Origin of the sequence: Streptomyces sp. CMB-StM0423 (assembly GCF_002847285.1) — a bacterium.
In the GTDB taxonomy this organism is placed as follows: domain Bacteria; phylum Actinomycetota; class Actinomycetes; order Streptomycetales; family Streptomycetaceae; genus Streptomyces.
Genome location: NZ_CP025407.1, coordinates 2,002,700 through 2,016,083 on the forward strand (window position 1 = coordinate 2,002,700; position 13,384 = coordinate 2,016,083).

13 protein-coding genes are annotated in these 13,384 nt (G+C 73.8%); 2 read left to right on the forward strand and 11 right to left on the reverse strand.

Annotated features, from left to right (window positions below; translation table 11 throughout):
• The first annotated feature begins 300 nt into the window (after positions 1-300).
• Positions 301-990, forward strand: a complete 690-nt coding sequence (locus CXR04_RS08345) for a bifunctional DNA primase/polymerase (RefSeq protein ID WP_101421226.1) — start codon at positions 301-303, stop codon at positions 988-990.
• Between the two features lie 119 nt (positions 991-1,109).
• Here CXR04_RS08345 and ftsY read toward each other — a convergent pair whose 3' ends face one another.
• From ftsY to CXR04_RS08365, 4 genes are all read right to left on the reverse strand, one after another.
• Complete coding sequence (gene ftsY / locus CXR04_RS08350; protein ID WP_101421227.1) at positions 1,110-2,318, reverse strand: signal recognition particle-docking protein FtsY; 1,209 nt, start codon at positions 2,316-2,318, stop codon at positions 1,110-1,112.
• An 82-nt stretch (positions 2,319-2,400) separates the two neighbouring features.
• A complete protein-coding gene (smc, locus tag CXR04_RS08355) occupies positions 2,401-5,973 on the reverse strand; it encodes a chromosome segregation protein SMC (protein ID WP_101421228.1) in 3,573 nt (1,190 codons plus the stop codon).
• 248 nt (positions 5,974-6,221) lie between these two features.
• On the reverse strand, positions 6,222-6,422 hold the full coding sequence (locus CXR04_RS08360; RefSeq protein ID WP_018839639.1) for a hypothetical protein: 201 nt from the start codon (positions 6,420-6,422) through the stop codon (positions 6,222-6,224).
• Between the two features lie 288 nt (positions 6,423-6,710).
• Positions 6,711-6,992: an acylphosphatase gene (locus CXR04_RS08365; RefSeq protein ID WP_047018320.1), complete on the reverse strand. Its 282-nt coding sequence runs from the start codon at positions 6,990-6,992 to the stop codon at positions 6,711-6,713.
• Between the two features lie 147 nt (positions 6,993-7,139).
• Between CXR04_RS08365 and CXR04_RS08370 the strand changes: the two genes are divergently transcribed.
• Positions 7,140-8,123: a CAP domain-containing protein gene (locus tag CXR04_RS08370; RefSeq protein ID WP_101421229.1), complete on the forward strand. Its 984-nt coding sequence runs from the start codon at positions 7,140-7,142 to the stop codon at positions 8,121-8,123.
• A 28-nt stretch (positions 8,124-8,151) separates the two neighbouring features.
• Here CXR04_RS08370 and mutM read toward each other — a convergent pair whose 3' ends face one another.
• From mutM to rsmD, 7 genes are all read right to left on the reverse strand, one after another.
• On the reverse strand, positions 8,152-9,006 hold the full coding sequence (gene mutM / locus CXR04_RS08375; RefSeq protein ID WP_101426260.1) for a bifunctional DNA-formamidopyrimidine glycosylase/DNA-(apurinic or apyrimidinic site) lyase: 855 nt from the start codon (positions 9,004-9,006) through the stop codon (positions 8,152-8,154).
• Positions 9,007-9,013: 7 nt separating this feature from the next.
• Positions 9,014-9,946, reverse strand: coding sequence for a ribonuclease III (gene rnc / locus CXR04_RS08380; RefSeq protein ID WP_101421230.1), 933 nt, complete (start codon positions 9,944-9,946; stop codon positions 9,014-9,016).
• Positions 9,947-9,964: 18 nt separating this feature from the next.
• Positions 9,965-10,138: a 50S ribosomal protein L32 gene (gene rpmF, locus CXR04_RS08385; RefSeq protein ID WP_018844671.1), complete on the reverse strand. Its 174-nt coding sequence runs from the start codon at positions 10,136-10,138 to the stop codon at positions 9,965-9,967.
• Between the two features lie 2 nt (positions 10,139-10,140).
• Complete coding sequence (locus CXR04_RS08390) at positions 10,141-10,821, reverse strand: YceD family protein (protein WP_199850418.1); 681 nt, start codon at positions 10,819-10,821, stop codon at positions 10,141-10,143.
• A gap of 117 nt (positions 10,822-10,938) precedes the next feature.
• Complete coding sequence (locus CXR04_RS08395) at positions 10,939-12,123, reverse strand: ATP synthase F0 subunit B (protein WP_101421232.1); 1,185 nt, start codon at positions 12,121-12,123, stop codon at positions 10,939-10,941.
• 24 nt (positions 12,124-12,147) lie between these two features.
• A complete protein-coding gene (gene coaD / locus CXR04_RS08400) occupies positions 12,148-12,627 on the reverse strand; it encodes a pantetheine-phosphate adenylyltransferase (RefSeq protein ID WP_101426261.1) in 480 nt (159 codons plus the stop codon).
• An 85-nt stretch (positions 12,628-12,712) separates the two neighbouring features.
• Positions 12,713-13,288, reverse strand: a complete 576-nt coding sequence (gene rsmD / locus CXR04_RS08405) for a 16S rRNA (guanine(966)-N(2))-methyltransferase RsmD (protein ID WP_101421233.1) — start codon at positions 13,286-13,288, stop codon at positions 12,713-12,715.
• Between the last annotated feature and the right edge of the window lie 96 nt (positions 13,289-13,384).

Sequence of the window (13,384 nt, forward strand, 5' to 3'; positions counted from 1 at the left end):
CCGCCGCTGGCACCGAAAGTAATCCTACGATCACCGTTTCGCGAGTGCGATCCCGGAAACGCCACCATTCGCCACCCCTACGAGTGAACACGGCGGCGCTGACACGCGGTTGACTTGACGAGGGACGGCACCGCAGCGGGCGAGGTGACGCCCGGCAGGGCGCGCGCCGCGGGCCACGCTACCCCCTGGCGCGCCATCACACCCCGGATACACCTCCCCGACAACACAGTGTTACCAGCAAACTGCTGTGAGTGAGGCGTGCGGAGTGACCGACCGCACCGGCGAGCAGTTGGAGGGGGCATGGGTTTCCCGATCGGCGGCATCCGCGGCCGACGCGACATCGGATCCGTCCGGCGCGCCCGTACGTCCGCCGGACACGCGGCGACGGCGGTGGCGGAGTACACCGGGCTGTGGGGCTGGGATGTGCTGCCGGGCGCGCCGCTGGTGCGCGGCCCCGGCGGCGGGCGCGTCTGCTCGTGCGCGCGGGGCGCCGCCTGCCCCGCCCCCGGCGAGCACCCGCTGCCGGACGCCCGCCCCGTCCCCGCGGGCACCCCGCTGGACGAGGTGACGGACGCCTGGGCGGGCACGCCCGGGGCCGCGGTGCTGCTGCCTGTGGGCCCGTCGTTCGACGCCCTGGAGGTCAGCGCCGTCGCCGGGCGGCGCGCGCTGCCCCGGCTGGAGCGCCTGGGGCTGCCGCTCGGCCCGGTCTGCGCGACCCCGGACGGGCGGGCGCACTTCTTCGTCGCCCCCGGCGCCGCCGCCGAGCTGCCCCGGCTGCTGTACCGGATGGGCTGGGACGGCACCCGGCTCGACCTGCGCTGCCTCGGCCGCGGCGACCATCTGCTCGCCCCGCCCTGCGATCTGCGCGGCCTCGGCCCGGTGCGCTGGCTGCGCCCGCCGACGCTGGACACGGCGGGCGGCCCGCCGCCGGCCAGGCTGCTGCTGGGCACGCTGGCATACGCGCAGAGCGCCTGGCTGCGCGCGGGCTGACGCCGGCGCCCGCGTACGGGCGGATACGCCCGCGTACGGGCGGACGCCGGTGGCGTAGGGCGCGACCGGCCGCCCCGAACGGCGGGCCGACCGGGCGGGCCGGGTGCCGGTCAGGCGGCTCAGTCGCCGATCAGCGCGTCCACGAACGCCCCGGGCTCGAACGGCGCCAGGTCGTCCGCGCCCTCCCCCAGGCCCACCAGCTTGACCGGCACACCCAGCTCCCGCTGCACGGCGATCACGATGCCGCCCTTGGCCGTGCCGTCCAGCTTCGTCAGCACCAGCCCGGTGATGTCCACGACCTCCGCGAAGACCCGCGCCTGCACTAGCCCGTTCTGCCCGGTCGTGGCGTCCAGCACGAGCAGCACCTCGCCGACCGGCCCGTGCTTCTCCACCACCCGCTTGACCTTGCCCAGCTCGTCCATGAGCCCGGTCTTGGTGTGCAGCCGCCCCGCGGTGTCGATGAGCGCCACGTCGGCGCCCTCGTCGATGGCCTCCTTCACCGCGTCGAAGGCGACGGACGCCGGATCGCCGCCCTCAGGACCGCGTACGGTACGGGCGCCGACCCGCTCGCCCCACGTCTGGAGCTGGTCCGCGGCGGCGGCCCTGAAGGTGTCCGCGGCGCCCAGCACCACGGACTTGCCGTCGGCGACCAGCACCCGGGCGAGCTTGCCGGTCGTCGTGGTCTTGCCGGTGCCGTTCACGCCGACGACCAGCACGACGCCCGGCACCTCGCCGCCCTCGGGGCCGACGGACTCGGCGGTGTTCAGCGACCGGTCGGCCTCCGTGCCGACGAGCGCCAGCAGCTCCTCGCGCAGCAGCGCGCGCAGCTCCTCGGGCGTGCGCGTACCGAGGACCCTGACGCGCTCGCGCAGCCGCTCCACCAGCTCCTGCGTCGGCTGCACGCCGACGTCGGCGGTCAGCAGCGTGTCCTCGATCTCCTCCCAGGTGTCCTCGTCGAGGTGTTCGCGGGAGAGGAGGCCGAGGAGGCCCTTGCCGAGGGAGTTCTGCGAGCGGGCGAGCCGGGCGCGCAGCCGGACGAGACGGCCCGCCGACGGTTCGGGGACCTCCAGCTCCGACGCGGGCGCCGGCGGCTCCGCGACGACGGTGCCGGTGGCCCCGCCGGGCAGGTCCACCTCCTCGATGGTCCTGCGCTGCTCCCCGCCGGGCTCCCCCGCCTCCTCGCCGACCTGCGGCTCGGCGGGGGTCCTGGCGCCGGGCGACGGCGGCGGCGGGGGTACCTGCTTCCGGCGGCGGGAGCCGACGACCAGGCCGCCCGCGACGAGGACTGCGACGACGGCAATGGCGATGACGATGAGGATGATGTCCATAACGCCCACCAGTATCGCCCTCCCGGGAGGCGTTCGCGGCACCCCGCCCACTTCCGGCCCACGGGGCGCACCGGCGGACGGCTCAGTTGAGCCGCTGGCTGATCACCTTGGAGACACCGTCGCCCTGCATCGAGACGCCGTAGAGGACGTCGGCGACCTCCATCGTGCGCTTCTGGTGCGTGATCACGATGAGCTGCGAGGTGTGCTGCAGCTCCTGCATCAGCCGCACCAGCCGCTGCAGGTTGGTGTCGTCCAGAGCGGCCTCGACCTCGTCCATCACGTAGAACGGGCTCGGCCTGGCCATGAAGATCGCGACCAGCATCGCGACCGCCGTCAGCGACCGCTCGCCGCCGGAGAGCAGCGACAGCCGCTTGACCTTCTTGCCCGGCGGCCGCGCCTCCACCTCGACGCCGGTGTTCAGCATGTCGTCAGGGTCGGTGAGGATCAGCCGGCCCTCGCCGCCGGGGAAGAGGCGGGAGAAGACGCCCTCGAACTCGCGGGCGGTGTCGTGGAAGGCGTCGGTGAAGACCTGCTCGACGCGCTCGTCGACCTCCTTGACCACCTGGAGCAGGTCGGCGCGGGTGCGCTTGAGGTCGTCGAGCTGCTCGGTGAGGAACTTGTGCCGCTCCTCCAGCGCCGCGAACTCCTCCAGCGCCAGCGGGTTGACCTTGCCGAGCCTGGTGTAGGCGCGCTCCGCGGCCTTCAGCCGCTTCTCCTGCTCGGCGCGCGCGTACGGCCGAGGCCGGTTGCGCGGGTGCTCCGGGTCCTCGGGCAGCTCCTCGCCCTCGGCGGGGAGCGACGGCGGCACGAGCTGGTCGGGGCCGTACTCCGCCACGAGGTCGGTGGGCTCGACGCCCAGCTCCTCCAGCGCCCGGCCCTCCAACTGCTCGATGCGCAGCCGCTTCTCGGCGCCCAGCACCTCGCCGCGGTGGACGGAGTCCGTCAGCTTGTCCAGCTCTCCCGCCAGCTCGCGGGAGAGGCGGCGCTGCCGGCCCAGCTCCTGCTCGCGCTCCGCGCGGGCCCGCTCGGCGGCGGCGCGCTCCTCCTCGGCGCGGGCGAGGGAGACCTCGACGTGCGCGAGGAGCTGCCGGGCCCCGGCGGCGACCGCGGTGGCGACTGCCGCCTCATGCCGCAGCCGGGCGCGGCGGCGCTCGGCGCGGGTGCGGGCCTCGCGCTCGGCGCGGGCGGCGCGGTCGAGCCCGTCGGCGCGGCCCGCGAGGCCCTTGACGCGCTCCTCGTGGGTACGGACCTGGAGCCTGGCCTCCATCTCGGTCTGCCGGGCGTTGGCGCCGTCGGCGGCGAGCCGGTCGCGTACGGAGGTGTCGGAGCCGTCGTCGCCGTCCTCGGCGGCGCCAGCCTCCTCCTCGGCGGTCTCCAACTGCGCCGCCAGCTCCTCCGCCTCCGCCCCCGCACGGGCCAGGGCCTCCTCGGCGCGGGTGGCCGCGGCGGCGCTGCGCTCGGCCTCCCCGGCGGCGGCGCGGGCCTGCCCGCCGAGCCGGCCCAGCTCGCCGGCGACGCGGGACCTCTCCCGGTCCGCCGCGCTGCGCCGGCCGCCCAGTTCCTCGACGAGCGCGGCGCACTCGGCGCGCCGGGCGACGGCGGCCTCCTGCCGGTCGCGGAGCACCAGACAGCGGGCGTCCAGCTCGGTCAGCTCGGCCGCCGCCTCGTCGACGGACGCCTGCACCTCCAGCAGGCTGGGGGCGCCGGCGGAGCCGCCGTGGGCGAAGTGGCCGCCGAAGACGTCGCCTTCCGCGGTGACGGCGGTCAGCTCGGGCCGGACGGAGACGAGGTCCTCCGCGTCCTCCAGCGTGGCGACGTACACGGTACGGGCCAGCAGCCGGCGCACGGCGGGCAGCAGTTGGTCGGGGCCCGCGACCAGGGCGGCGAGGTGGCGGGCGCCGGGCGGGAGTTCGCCGTCGGGCCGCGGCTCGTACGGGGCGTCGCCGACGAGCAGTGCGGCGCGCCCGGCGTCGTGCTTGCGCAGCAGCCGCAGCGCGTCGGCCGCGGCGGCCGGTCCCGAGACGGCGAGGGCGTCGGCGGCGGCGCCGAGCGCGGCGGCGACGGCGACCTCGTACCCGGGGGCGACGGTGAGCAGTTCCGCGGCCGGGCCGAGTACGCCGGTCAGCTTGTCACGGGCCTGGAGCAGGGTGCCGGTGCCGTCCTTGCGGCGCAGGCCGAGGGCGAGCGCGTCGCGGCGGGCGGTGGTGGCGGCGCGGGCGCGCTCGGCCTCGGCGGTCTCGTCGCGGGCGGCGGTCAGCCCGGCCTCGGCGGCCTTGAGGGCGCTCTTCGCCGCCTCCTGCTCCGCGGCCAGTTCGCTGTCGTCCCCGGCCAGCCCGTCGACCTCGGCCTTCAGCGTCTCGTACGCCTCCTGCGCGGCCGCGGCGCGCTCCTGTGCCTCGTCGCGCGCGGTGGCCAGCCGGTCGATCTCGGCCTGCGCGGAGGCGGCGCGGCCGCGGGCTGCGGTGACCTTGCCGCTGAGCCGGGCGAGCCGTTCGCGTCGGTCGGCGACGGCGCGGGCGGCGTCCTTCAGCCGCCGCTCCTCCGCGGCGAGTTCGCGCTCCAGCTCGGCGCGGTGGGCGACGGTGTCCTCCAGCGCGCGCTCGGCGGCGTCCAGGGCGGCTTCGAGCTCGGCCTCCTGCTGGCGGATGCGCTGCGCCTCGCGCTCCAGGTCCTCGGGGTCACGGCCGCGGCGCTCCTCCTCGGGGGCGGCGGTGGCGTGCTTGGCGCGGGCGTCGGCGAGGCTGACGGTGCCGCGGACCCGCTCGGCGAGCTGACCGAGTTCGTGCCAGGCGCCCTGCGCCTCGGTGAGCCGCGGGGTGAGGGCCCGTACCTGCTCCTCCAGGGCCGATTCGCGCGCGCGGGCGGCGGTCAGCTCGGCCTCGGTGGCTTCCTTGCGTTCCTTCAGCGCCGCTTCGTCGGCGATCTCGGCGGAGAGGGCCGCGCGCAGGGTGACGAGGTCGTCGGCGAGCAGCCGGAGCCGGGCGTCGCGCAGGTCGGCCTGGATGACGGCGGCCCGGCGGGCGACGGCGGCCTGCCGGCCCAGCGGCTTGAGCTGGCGGCGCAGTTCGTCGCTGAGGTCCTGGACGCGGGCGAGGTTGGCCTGCATCGCGTCCAGCTTGCGCAGCGCCTTCTCCTTGCGCTTGCGGTGCTTGAGTACGCCGGCGGCCTCCTCGATGAAGGCGCGGCGGCCCGAGGGATCGGCGTGCAGGACGGAGTCGAGCCGGCCCTGGCCGACGATGACGTGCATCTCGCGGCCGATGCCGGAGTCCGACAGCAGTTCCTGGATGTCGAGAAGGCGGCAGGTGTCGCCGTTGAGCTGGTATTCGCTGCCGCCGCTGCGGAACATCGTCCGGGTGATGGTCACTTCGGAGTAGTCGATGGGCAGCGCGCCGTCGGAGTTGTCGATCGTCAGCGACACCTCGGCGCGGCCGAGGGGCGGCCGGCCGGTGGTCCCGGCGAAGATGACGTCCTCCATCTTGCCGCCCCTGAGGGACTTCGCCCCCTGCTCCCCCATCACCCAGGACAGCGCGTCCACCACGTTGGACTTTCCCGAGCCGTTCGGGCCGACGACACAGGTGATACCCGGCCCGAAGCGGAGGGTGGTGGCGGAGGCGAAGGATTTGAACCCCCGGAGCGTGAGGCCCTTCAAGTGCACTGGCGAGCTCTCCTCCGGCGACGAAACATGTGCCGGAGACTCTATCGCGCAAGCCGGTTTCACTGGGTAACCGCCGGGGCACATCAAATACGGAGCATCACCCCCCGGGGGGTGCCGGCTCCGGGGGTGGGTTCCCTGCCGGGGGATCCGTAAGAGAGACGGAGAAACGACGAAGGGACGCGGTTAAGCGTCCCTTGACAGTTATCTCAAGCGGTTGAGGTGCAGACCTGACGGTTCTCGCATGATTGTCAGGTAAGCGCAGGCTCCGCCTGGGATACGTCGAGCAGTGACTCGCTGTTGTGAGCAGCGGCGGCGGCGAGCATGTCGTTCTCGGCCTGGACGCGGACGAGCTCCGACTCCAGATCCTGGACACGCTGCTGCAGCCGTCGCATCTCGGCGAGGAGTCGCGGGTCTGTACCGCCGACGTAACCGAGAAGCGCCTTTGCCATGATTGCAGGTCCTCCACACTGAGTGACCGACCGAGCGGTGTGGGTCGTGAGGGATTCGCACCCGCGATGTCTGCCCATGGCACAAACAGCAAGGGTGCGCGGGGCTTCAAGCGTCTCACCAAATAGTTTGACGGTCAACACGATCACACCCCGTATCGGGCGCAGCGCGTGCAATTGCATGCCGCGGGGGGTGGCAGGACCCGTCTGGTGTGAGAGCTTTGCACGCCCGGCAACCATTGGCAACCCGCTGGTCATCCCTGTCGGACCAGCCCTTATGGCGGAGCGTGCTCAGCGGATGGCAAATGAGTGATATCCGCCGCGCGGCTCGTCCCAGATCTCCGTCACACCGGAGACGCGGCCCGGCGTGTCGGCGGACCGCAGCCACTCCAGCAACTCCTGACACTGCGCTCGCGGACCCTCGGCGACGATCTGGACCCGGCCGTCCGCGAGGTTGGCGGCGAAGCCGCTGAGGCCGCCGATCTCCAGCGCGCGGGCGCGGGTGAACCAGCGGAAGCCGACGCCCTGGACCACGCCGCGCACCCATGCCGTCATGCGGACGTCTGTACTCATGTGACGCACGTTATCCGGACGATGTGGCTGCGGGCACGTCCGGTCCGGGGGGCGCATGGCGTACAGTCTGCCGACAGCAATATCACTCGTGTGTGCGAGTGGCGTGTGTGCAGGAGAAGTTGTCGTCGGACGTGAGGGGTCAGCCTGATGGGCCGCCACAGACGCTCGGAGCCGCAGCCCCCGCCAGGCCACCGCGGGAACACGCCCGCCACGTACGGCTCGTACGACTCCTACGGCGACCGCGAGGCGCATGCCGCCGGCCGGTCGCGGGGACAGCACCGCAAGCAGAGCCCGGCCAGGGCCGGGATGCTCGGTACGTCGGCGGCGCTGGCCGTGGGCGCGGTGGCGATGGCCTCCGGAGTCCTCGGCAACGGCTTCGACCTCGACCGCGGCGGCGGCGGCGGCGGTCCCGCCGGGCACGTCCAGGCGGGCGACCCGCCGGCGCCCAGCACCCAGGGCTCCTCCGACCTGCCGACGCTGGAGGCATCGCCGTCCGCGAGCGACGGCTCGGAGCGGCCGGAGAGCAAGACCCCGGAGACGGAGAAGACCGGCGGCAAGGACTCCCGGGACGGCAAGGAGTCGAAGAGCGCTTCGCCGTCGACCTCGGCGCCCGAGCGCGAGAAGCCGGGGTCCGCGGACCCGTCGTCGAAGTCCCCGAGCCCGTCCCGTACGGAGTCGAAGTCCCCCTCCCCCACGAAGACGGAGACCTCCGAGCCCACCCGCTCCGCGAAGCCGACCGCCACCGCCGACGCCACCACCGCCGCGGAGGCGGAGGTGCTGCGGCTGGTCAACCAGGAGCGCGCGCAGGCGGGCTGCCGCCCGCTCACGAGCGACCCGGAGCTGGCGAAGCTGGCCGGCGACTACAGCCAGGACATGGCGGCGCGCGGCTTCTTCGACCACACCGACCCCGACGGCAACGACCCGTGGGAGCGCGCGCAGGACTACGGCATAGCCGACCTCGGCGGCGAGAACATAGCCCGCGGCCAGGCCAACGCGCAGTCGGTGATGGACGCCTGGATGAACAGCGAAGGCCACCGCGCGAACATACTGAACTGCGACTTCCGCACCCTGGGCGTCGGCGCGCACTTCGGCGACGGCGGTCCCTGGTGGACGCAGAACTTCGGCTTCTGAGACGCGGCTTTCGGGCGGTCCTGCCGCGTCAGAGGCGCGGCGGGCGCTGGCAGCGCGGGCAGAAGTAGCTGGAGCGGTTCATCCACGGGCGGCGGCGGATCGGGGTGCCGCAGCGGCGGCAGGGCTCGTCCTCGCGGCCGTACGCGTCGAGCGAGCGGGCGAAGTAGCCGGACTCGCCGTTGACGTTGACGTACAGGCTGTCGAAGCTCGTGCCGCCGACGTCGAGCGCGGCGTTCAGCACCGCGCGGACGTGCCCGAGGAGTTCCGCGGTACGGGGGCGGGTGAGGCCGGCGGTGGGGCGCTCGTAGTGGAGGCGGGCGCGCCACAGGGCCTCGTCCGCGTAGATGTTGCCGACGCCGCTGATCAGCGACTGGTTCAGCAGCGCCCGCTTGATCGTGGTCCGGCTGCGGCGCAGCGCCGCGTGGAACGCCGCGTCGTCGAACTCCGGGTCCAGCGGGTCCCTGGCGATGTGCGCGATGACGTCGGGCAGCCCCCCGGCCGCGTTCGGGTGCAGCGAAAGGCCGCCGAACGTGCGCTGGTCGACGAAGCGCAGCTCCGTGTCCGTCTCGTCCGCGAAGCGGACCCGGATCCGCAGGTGCTTCTCGTCCGGTGCCGCCTCCGGCTGGACCAGCAACTGGCCGCTCATGCCCAGGTGCGCGAGCACCGACTCGGGGCCGTCGGCCAGCGGCAGCCACAGGTACTTGCCGCGCCGCCGCGGCTCCCCGAGCGGGTGCCCCGTCAGCCGGGCGGCGAAGTCGGCGGCGCCCGCGGGGTGCCGGCGCACGGACCTGGGGTGCAGCACCTCGACGGAGCCGACCGTGCGGCCCGCGACCCACTTCGCCAGGCCGCGGCGCACCACCTCGACCTCCGGCAGCTCCGGCATCGCCGCGCTACCGGTCGGCGGCCTGCGCCGCCCCGGCGGATCCCGCGGCGGCGTCACCGTCCGCCGCCTCCGGTACGTCCGCGGGCGTACCGGAGGACGCGGACGCGCCGTCGGACGCGGGCTGACCACCGGGGGCCCCGCCGGCCGGCGCGGGCTCCGGTGCCGCGGCCGCGGAGCCGTTGCTCCCCGCCGCGCCCCTGCCCGCCCCGCCATCCGTCCCGGCCGCGCTGATCGCGCGCCAGGCGGTGTCCGCCGCCTGCTGCTCCGCTTCCTTCTTGCTGCGGCCGGTGCCGGTGCCGTACGTGACACCACCGACGCGGGCGGCAGCCGTGAAGGTCTTCTCGTGATCCGGGCCGGTCTCGCTGACCAGGTACTCCGGCACGCCCAGTCCCCTGGCGGCCGTCAGCTCCTGCAGCGACGTCTTCCAGTCCAGCCCCGCCCCGAGGTTCGAGGACTTCTCGATCAGCGGGTCGAACAGCCGGTGCACCAGCTCCGACGCCGCCTCCAGTCCCTTGTCCAGGTAGACCGCGCCGATCACGGCCTCCAGCGTGTCCGCGAGGATCGACGCCTTGTCCCGGCCGCCCGTGCCCTCCTCGCCCCGGCCGAGCCGGATGAACGCGCCCAGGTCCAGCCCGCGGCTGACCTCGGCGAGCGCACGCGAGTTGACCACCGCGGCCCGCAGCTTGGCCAACTGGCCCTCTGGCAGGTCGGGGTGGCCCCGGAACAGCGTGTCGGTGACCACCAGGCCGAGCACCGAGTCCCCGAGGAACTCGAGCCGCTCATTGGTGGGCAGACCGCCGTTCTCGTACGCGAACGAGCGGTGGGTGAGGGCGCGCACCAGAAGGGCGGGCTCGAGTTCGTACTCGAGCCGCCCTTCCAGGATCTTGGGGGACGAGGCTGTGTCGGCCGGCGCCTTCCGCGGCGTAGTGGCATCTGACATGAGCCTTCTCCCCGTCGCTCAGACCTCGAGGACCTGGCGGCGGTTGTACGTGCCGCAGTTCGGGCATGCGATGTGCTGCTGCTTCGGCTCGTGGCAGCGCTCACATGCCACCAGGTGCGGGACCGCAGCCTTCCACTGCGACCGGCGGTGGCGCGTGTTGCTGCGCGACATCTTCCGCTTCGGAACGGCCACGGCTACTTCTCCTGCTTCTCGCCGGCGCCGTCGTCAGCGCCGCTCGTATCGTTCTTCTCGCCGTCCGAGACGGTCTCGGCGAGTCCCTGCAACGCCGCCCACCGGGCGTCGACGACGTCGTGCCGGTGGTCCGGGTCGTCCGCGAGCCGTGCCCCGCAATCGGGGCACAGGCCCGGGCAGTCCTCCCGGCACACGGGCTGCAGCGGCAGTGCCAGCACCACCGCGTCGCGCAGCTCCGGTTCGAGGTCGAACATGTCGTCCTCGAGGTACAGCGTCCCCTCCTCCGCGTCCGCCTCCTCGGCGTCCGCGCCGGAGCCGCCACCGCGGGCCACTCGGCCCCTGGCGTCGGTCTCCGGGTAGGAGTACAACTCCTGGATGTCCACTCGGAGCTCCTGCCCGAGCGGCTCCAGACACCTTACGCACTCGCCCGTCGCCCGTGCCCGGGCGGTGCCCGTGACGAGCACGCCCTCCATCACCGACTCGAGCCGCAGCTCCAGCTCGACGGGGTCGCCCTCCGGTACGCCCACCACCTCGTTGCCGAGGTCCTTGGGCGCCGGCACGGTGCGGGAGAGCCGCTTGAGCGTACCGGGACGGCGGCCCAGGTCCCGTGTGTCGAACACGAGAGGGGCGCGGTGGTCCGGATGGGCTTTCAGGGCTTTCCTGCTTTCGTGCACCCTGCGCATGACGGGCAGGGACGGGCGCGGCGCGATACGGCGAGGGTCCAGAATACTTGAGACCCGGCCCAAGACCCAATCCGGGCGTCCGTCCGCGGCCGGGCCCCCCGGGTGCTCCCCGGCGGTTCAGCGGCCGCGGTCGTCGTACTGCCTGAGCTGCTCCAGGTCGATCATGCTGGTGTCGAAGAGGCTCGTCTCGTCCAGCGCGGCGGGCGCCGGGGTGTAGCCGCCCTGCTGCGGCAGGTGCGCGTCGCTCTGGCCGTACGCCATCTGCTGCCCGGCGTCCTGGTACGCGCCGGCCGCGGCCTGCTCCTGCTGCCCGGCCTGCTGCGCCCAGCCGTAGCCGGGCTCCGGCTGCTCGTAGCCCTGCTGGTAGCCCTGGCCGTAGCCCTGCGGGTAGTCCGGCTGCTCCGGCTGCGGGTAGCCGGCCTGGCCGTAGCCCTGCGCGGCGGTGGCGTCGTAGTACGCGGCGGCCGGCTGCGGGACGGCGTGCGGGGGCTGCTGCGCGGGCGGCGGCGGAATCGCGGGGTCCTGGGGGGCGCCGGGGGCGTGCGCCGGGCCCGTGGGCGGGTCGGCCAGCTCGGCCAGCTCCGCGAGGTAGTTCTCGTCCGTCGTGCCCGTGTGCCCCATGCCCGGCTGCCCGAAGGTCTCGCCGAGCTGGTCCGTGGGCCGCGCGCCCTGGAGCTTCTGGCGGCCGCGGCCGACCGCCTCCAGGGTCTTGGTCAGCACCGACTGGAACGCCTGGAACTGGGCCTCGACGTACGTGTCCGCGCGCCTGCGCTGCTCCTGCGGGTCGGCGCTGCGCTCGGGCGCCTCGCCCGCCGGGTCCTGGCCGGCGTCGAAGCCCTGCGGGTCGTCGTACCCGGGGGCGCGGCCCAGCAGCTTGTCCCGGCCGCGGTCGACTGAGCCGATGGTCTTGGTGAGGACGACCTCGAAGTTGGCGAGCTTGCTGTCGACGTAGTCGTCGGCCTCGGCGCTGATCTGCTCGGCCTCCTGGCGGGCCTCGCCCAGGATCCGGTCGGCCTGGGCCTGGGCGTGCCGGGCGACCTCGGTGCCGGAGATCAGCGCGGTGCGCCGGTTCTGCGCCTCGTCGAGGATCTGCTCGGCCTCGCGGCGCGCCTCCTCGACCAGTTGCTCGCGCCCGCCGAGCAACTGCTGCGCCTGGGCGAGAGACCCGGGCAGGGCCTCGCGCACCTCGTTCAGCATGCCGAGCAGCTCGGCGCGGTTGACCACGCACGACGCCGACATGGGCATGGACCGCGCGCCCTGGAGGGCCTCCGCGATCTCGTCGAGCTTTCTCTGCACGTCCATGGGAAAAGACTCTACGGCGCCCGGCTAGGAATGGGTGAGGCGTTCGTCAAGTGCCCGGTTGACAACGGGGGGTACGAGGTGGGATACGTCGCCGCCCCAGGTGGCCACCTCTTTGACCAGGCTGGAGGAGAGGAAGCTGTAGGTCGGGTTGGTGGGGACGAAGAGGGTCTCCACGCCCGACAGGCCGTTGTTCATCTGGGCCATCTGCAGCTCGTAGTCGAAGTCGCTGACGGCGCGCAGCCCCTTGACGATGGCGGGGATGTCGCGCTCCTTGCAGTAGTCCACGAGGAGGCCGTGGAAGCTCTCGACCTCCACGTTGCCGTACTCCGTCGTGCACTCGCGGATGAGGTCCATCCGCTCGTCGACGGTGAACATGCCTTTCTTCGACTTGTTGATCATCACGGCGACGTGCACGACGTCGTAGAGCTTCGAGGCCCGGGCGATGATGTCGAGATGCCCGTTGGTGATGGGGTCGAAGGACCCCGGACAGACGGCGCGGCGCAACGGAGGTTCCTCGCTCTCGGTTCCGGTCGTGAGGGTCATCAGGGTTTCGGTGAGGGTCGGGGGACGGGACGGACGGGACGGGCGGTCATGGGGCCGGTGAGGCGGCGCGACCGTACCAGAGCGTGCCTTCGCCGTAGCGCCTGGCCCGCAGCCCCTCGAACCCGTCGGGCCAGGGGAATTCGCCGCCTCGGGTGCTGCGCTCCACGGTGGCGAGCGCGCCCGGGGACAGCCAGTCGTGGGCACGGAGTGTGACGAGTATCTCGCCCACGGCCGCGTCCCCCACCTCGTACGGCGGGTCGAGGAAGACCACGTCGTACGGGTCGGGGGGCGGCGGCCCGGCGACGACCTGTTCGGCGCGGGCGGCGCGCACCTCGGCGCCGGGCAGGCCGAGGGCGCGGACGTTCTGCCGGATGACGCGGGCGGCGCGGGCGTCGGCCTCCACGAGCAGCGCGTGCGCCGCGCCGCGGGAGAGCGCCTCCAGGCCGACGGCTCCGGAGCCGCCGTACAGGTCGAGGACGCGCAGTCCGTCGAGCGGGCCGAGGAGGGTCTGCCAGGTGGAGAAGAGACCCTCGCGGGCGCGGTCGGACGTGGGCCGGGTGCCGGTGCCGGGCGGCACGGCCAGGCGCCGCCCGCCGGCGGTGCCGGCGATCACGCGGGTCATGGCTGCTGGGTGTCCTTGTCCTCACGGGCGCGGTCCGTCCCACGATATGCCTCCGGGGTGACGGGCGCGGTGCCGCCCGGTGGCGCGGGGGCGGCG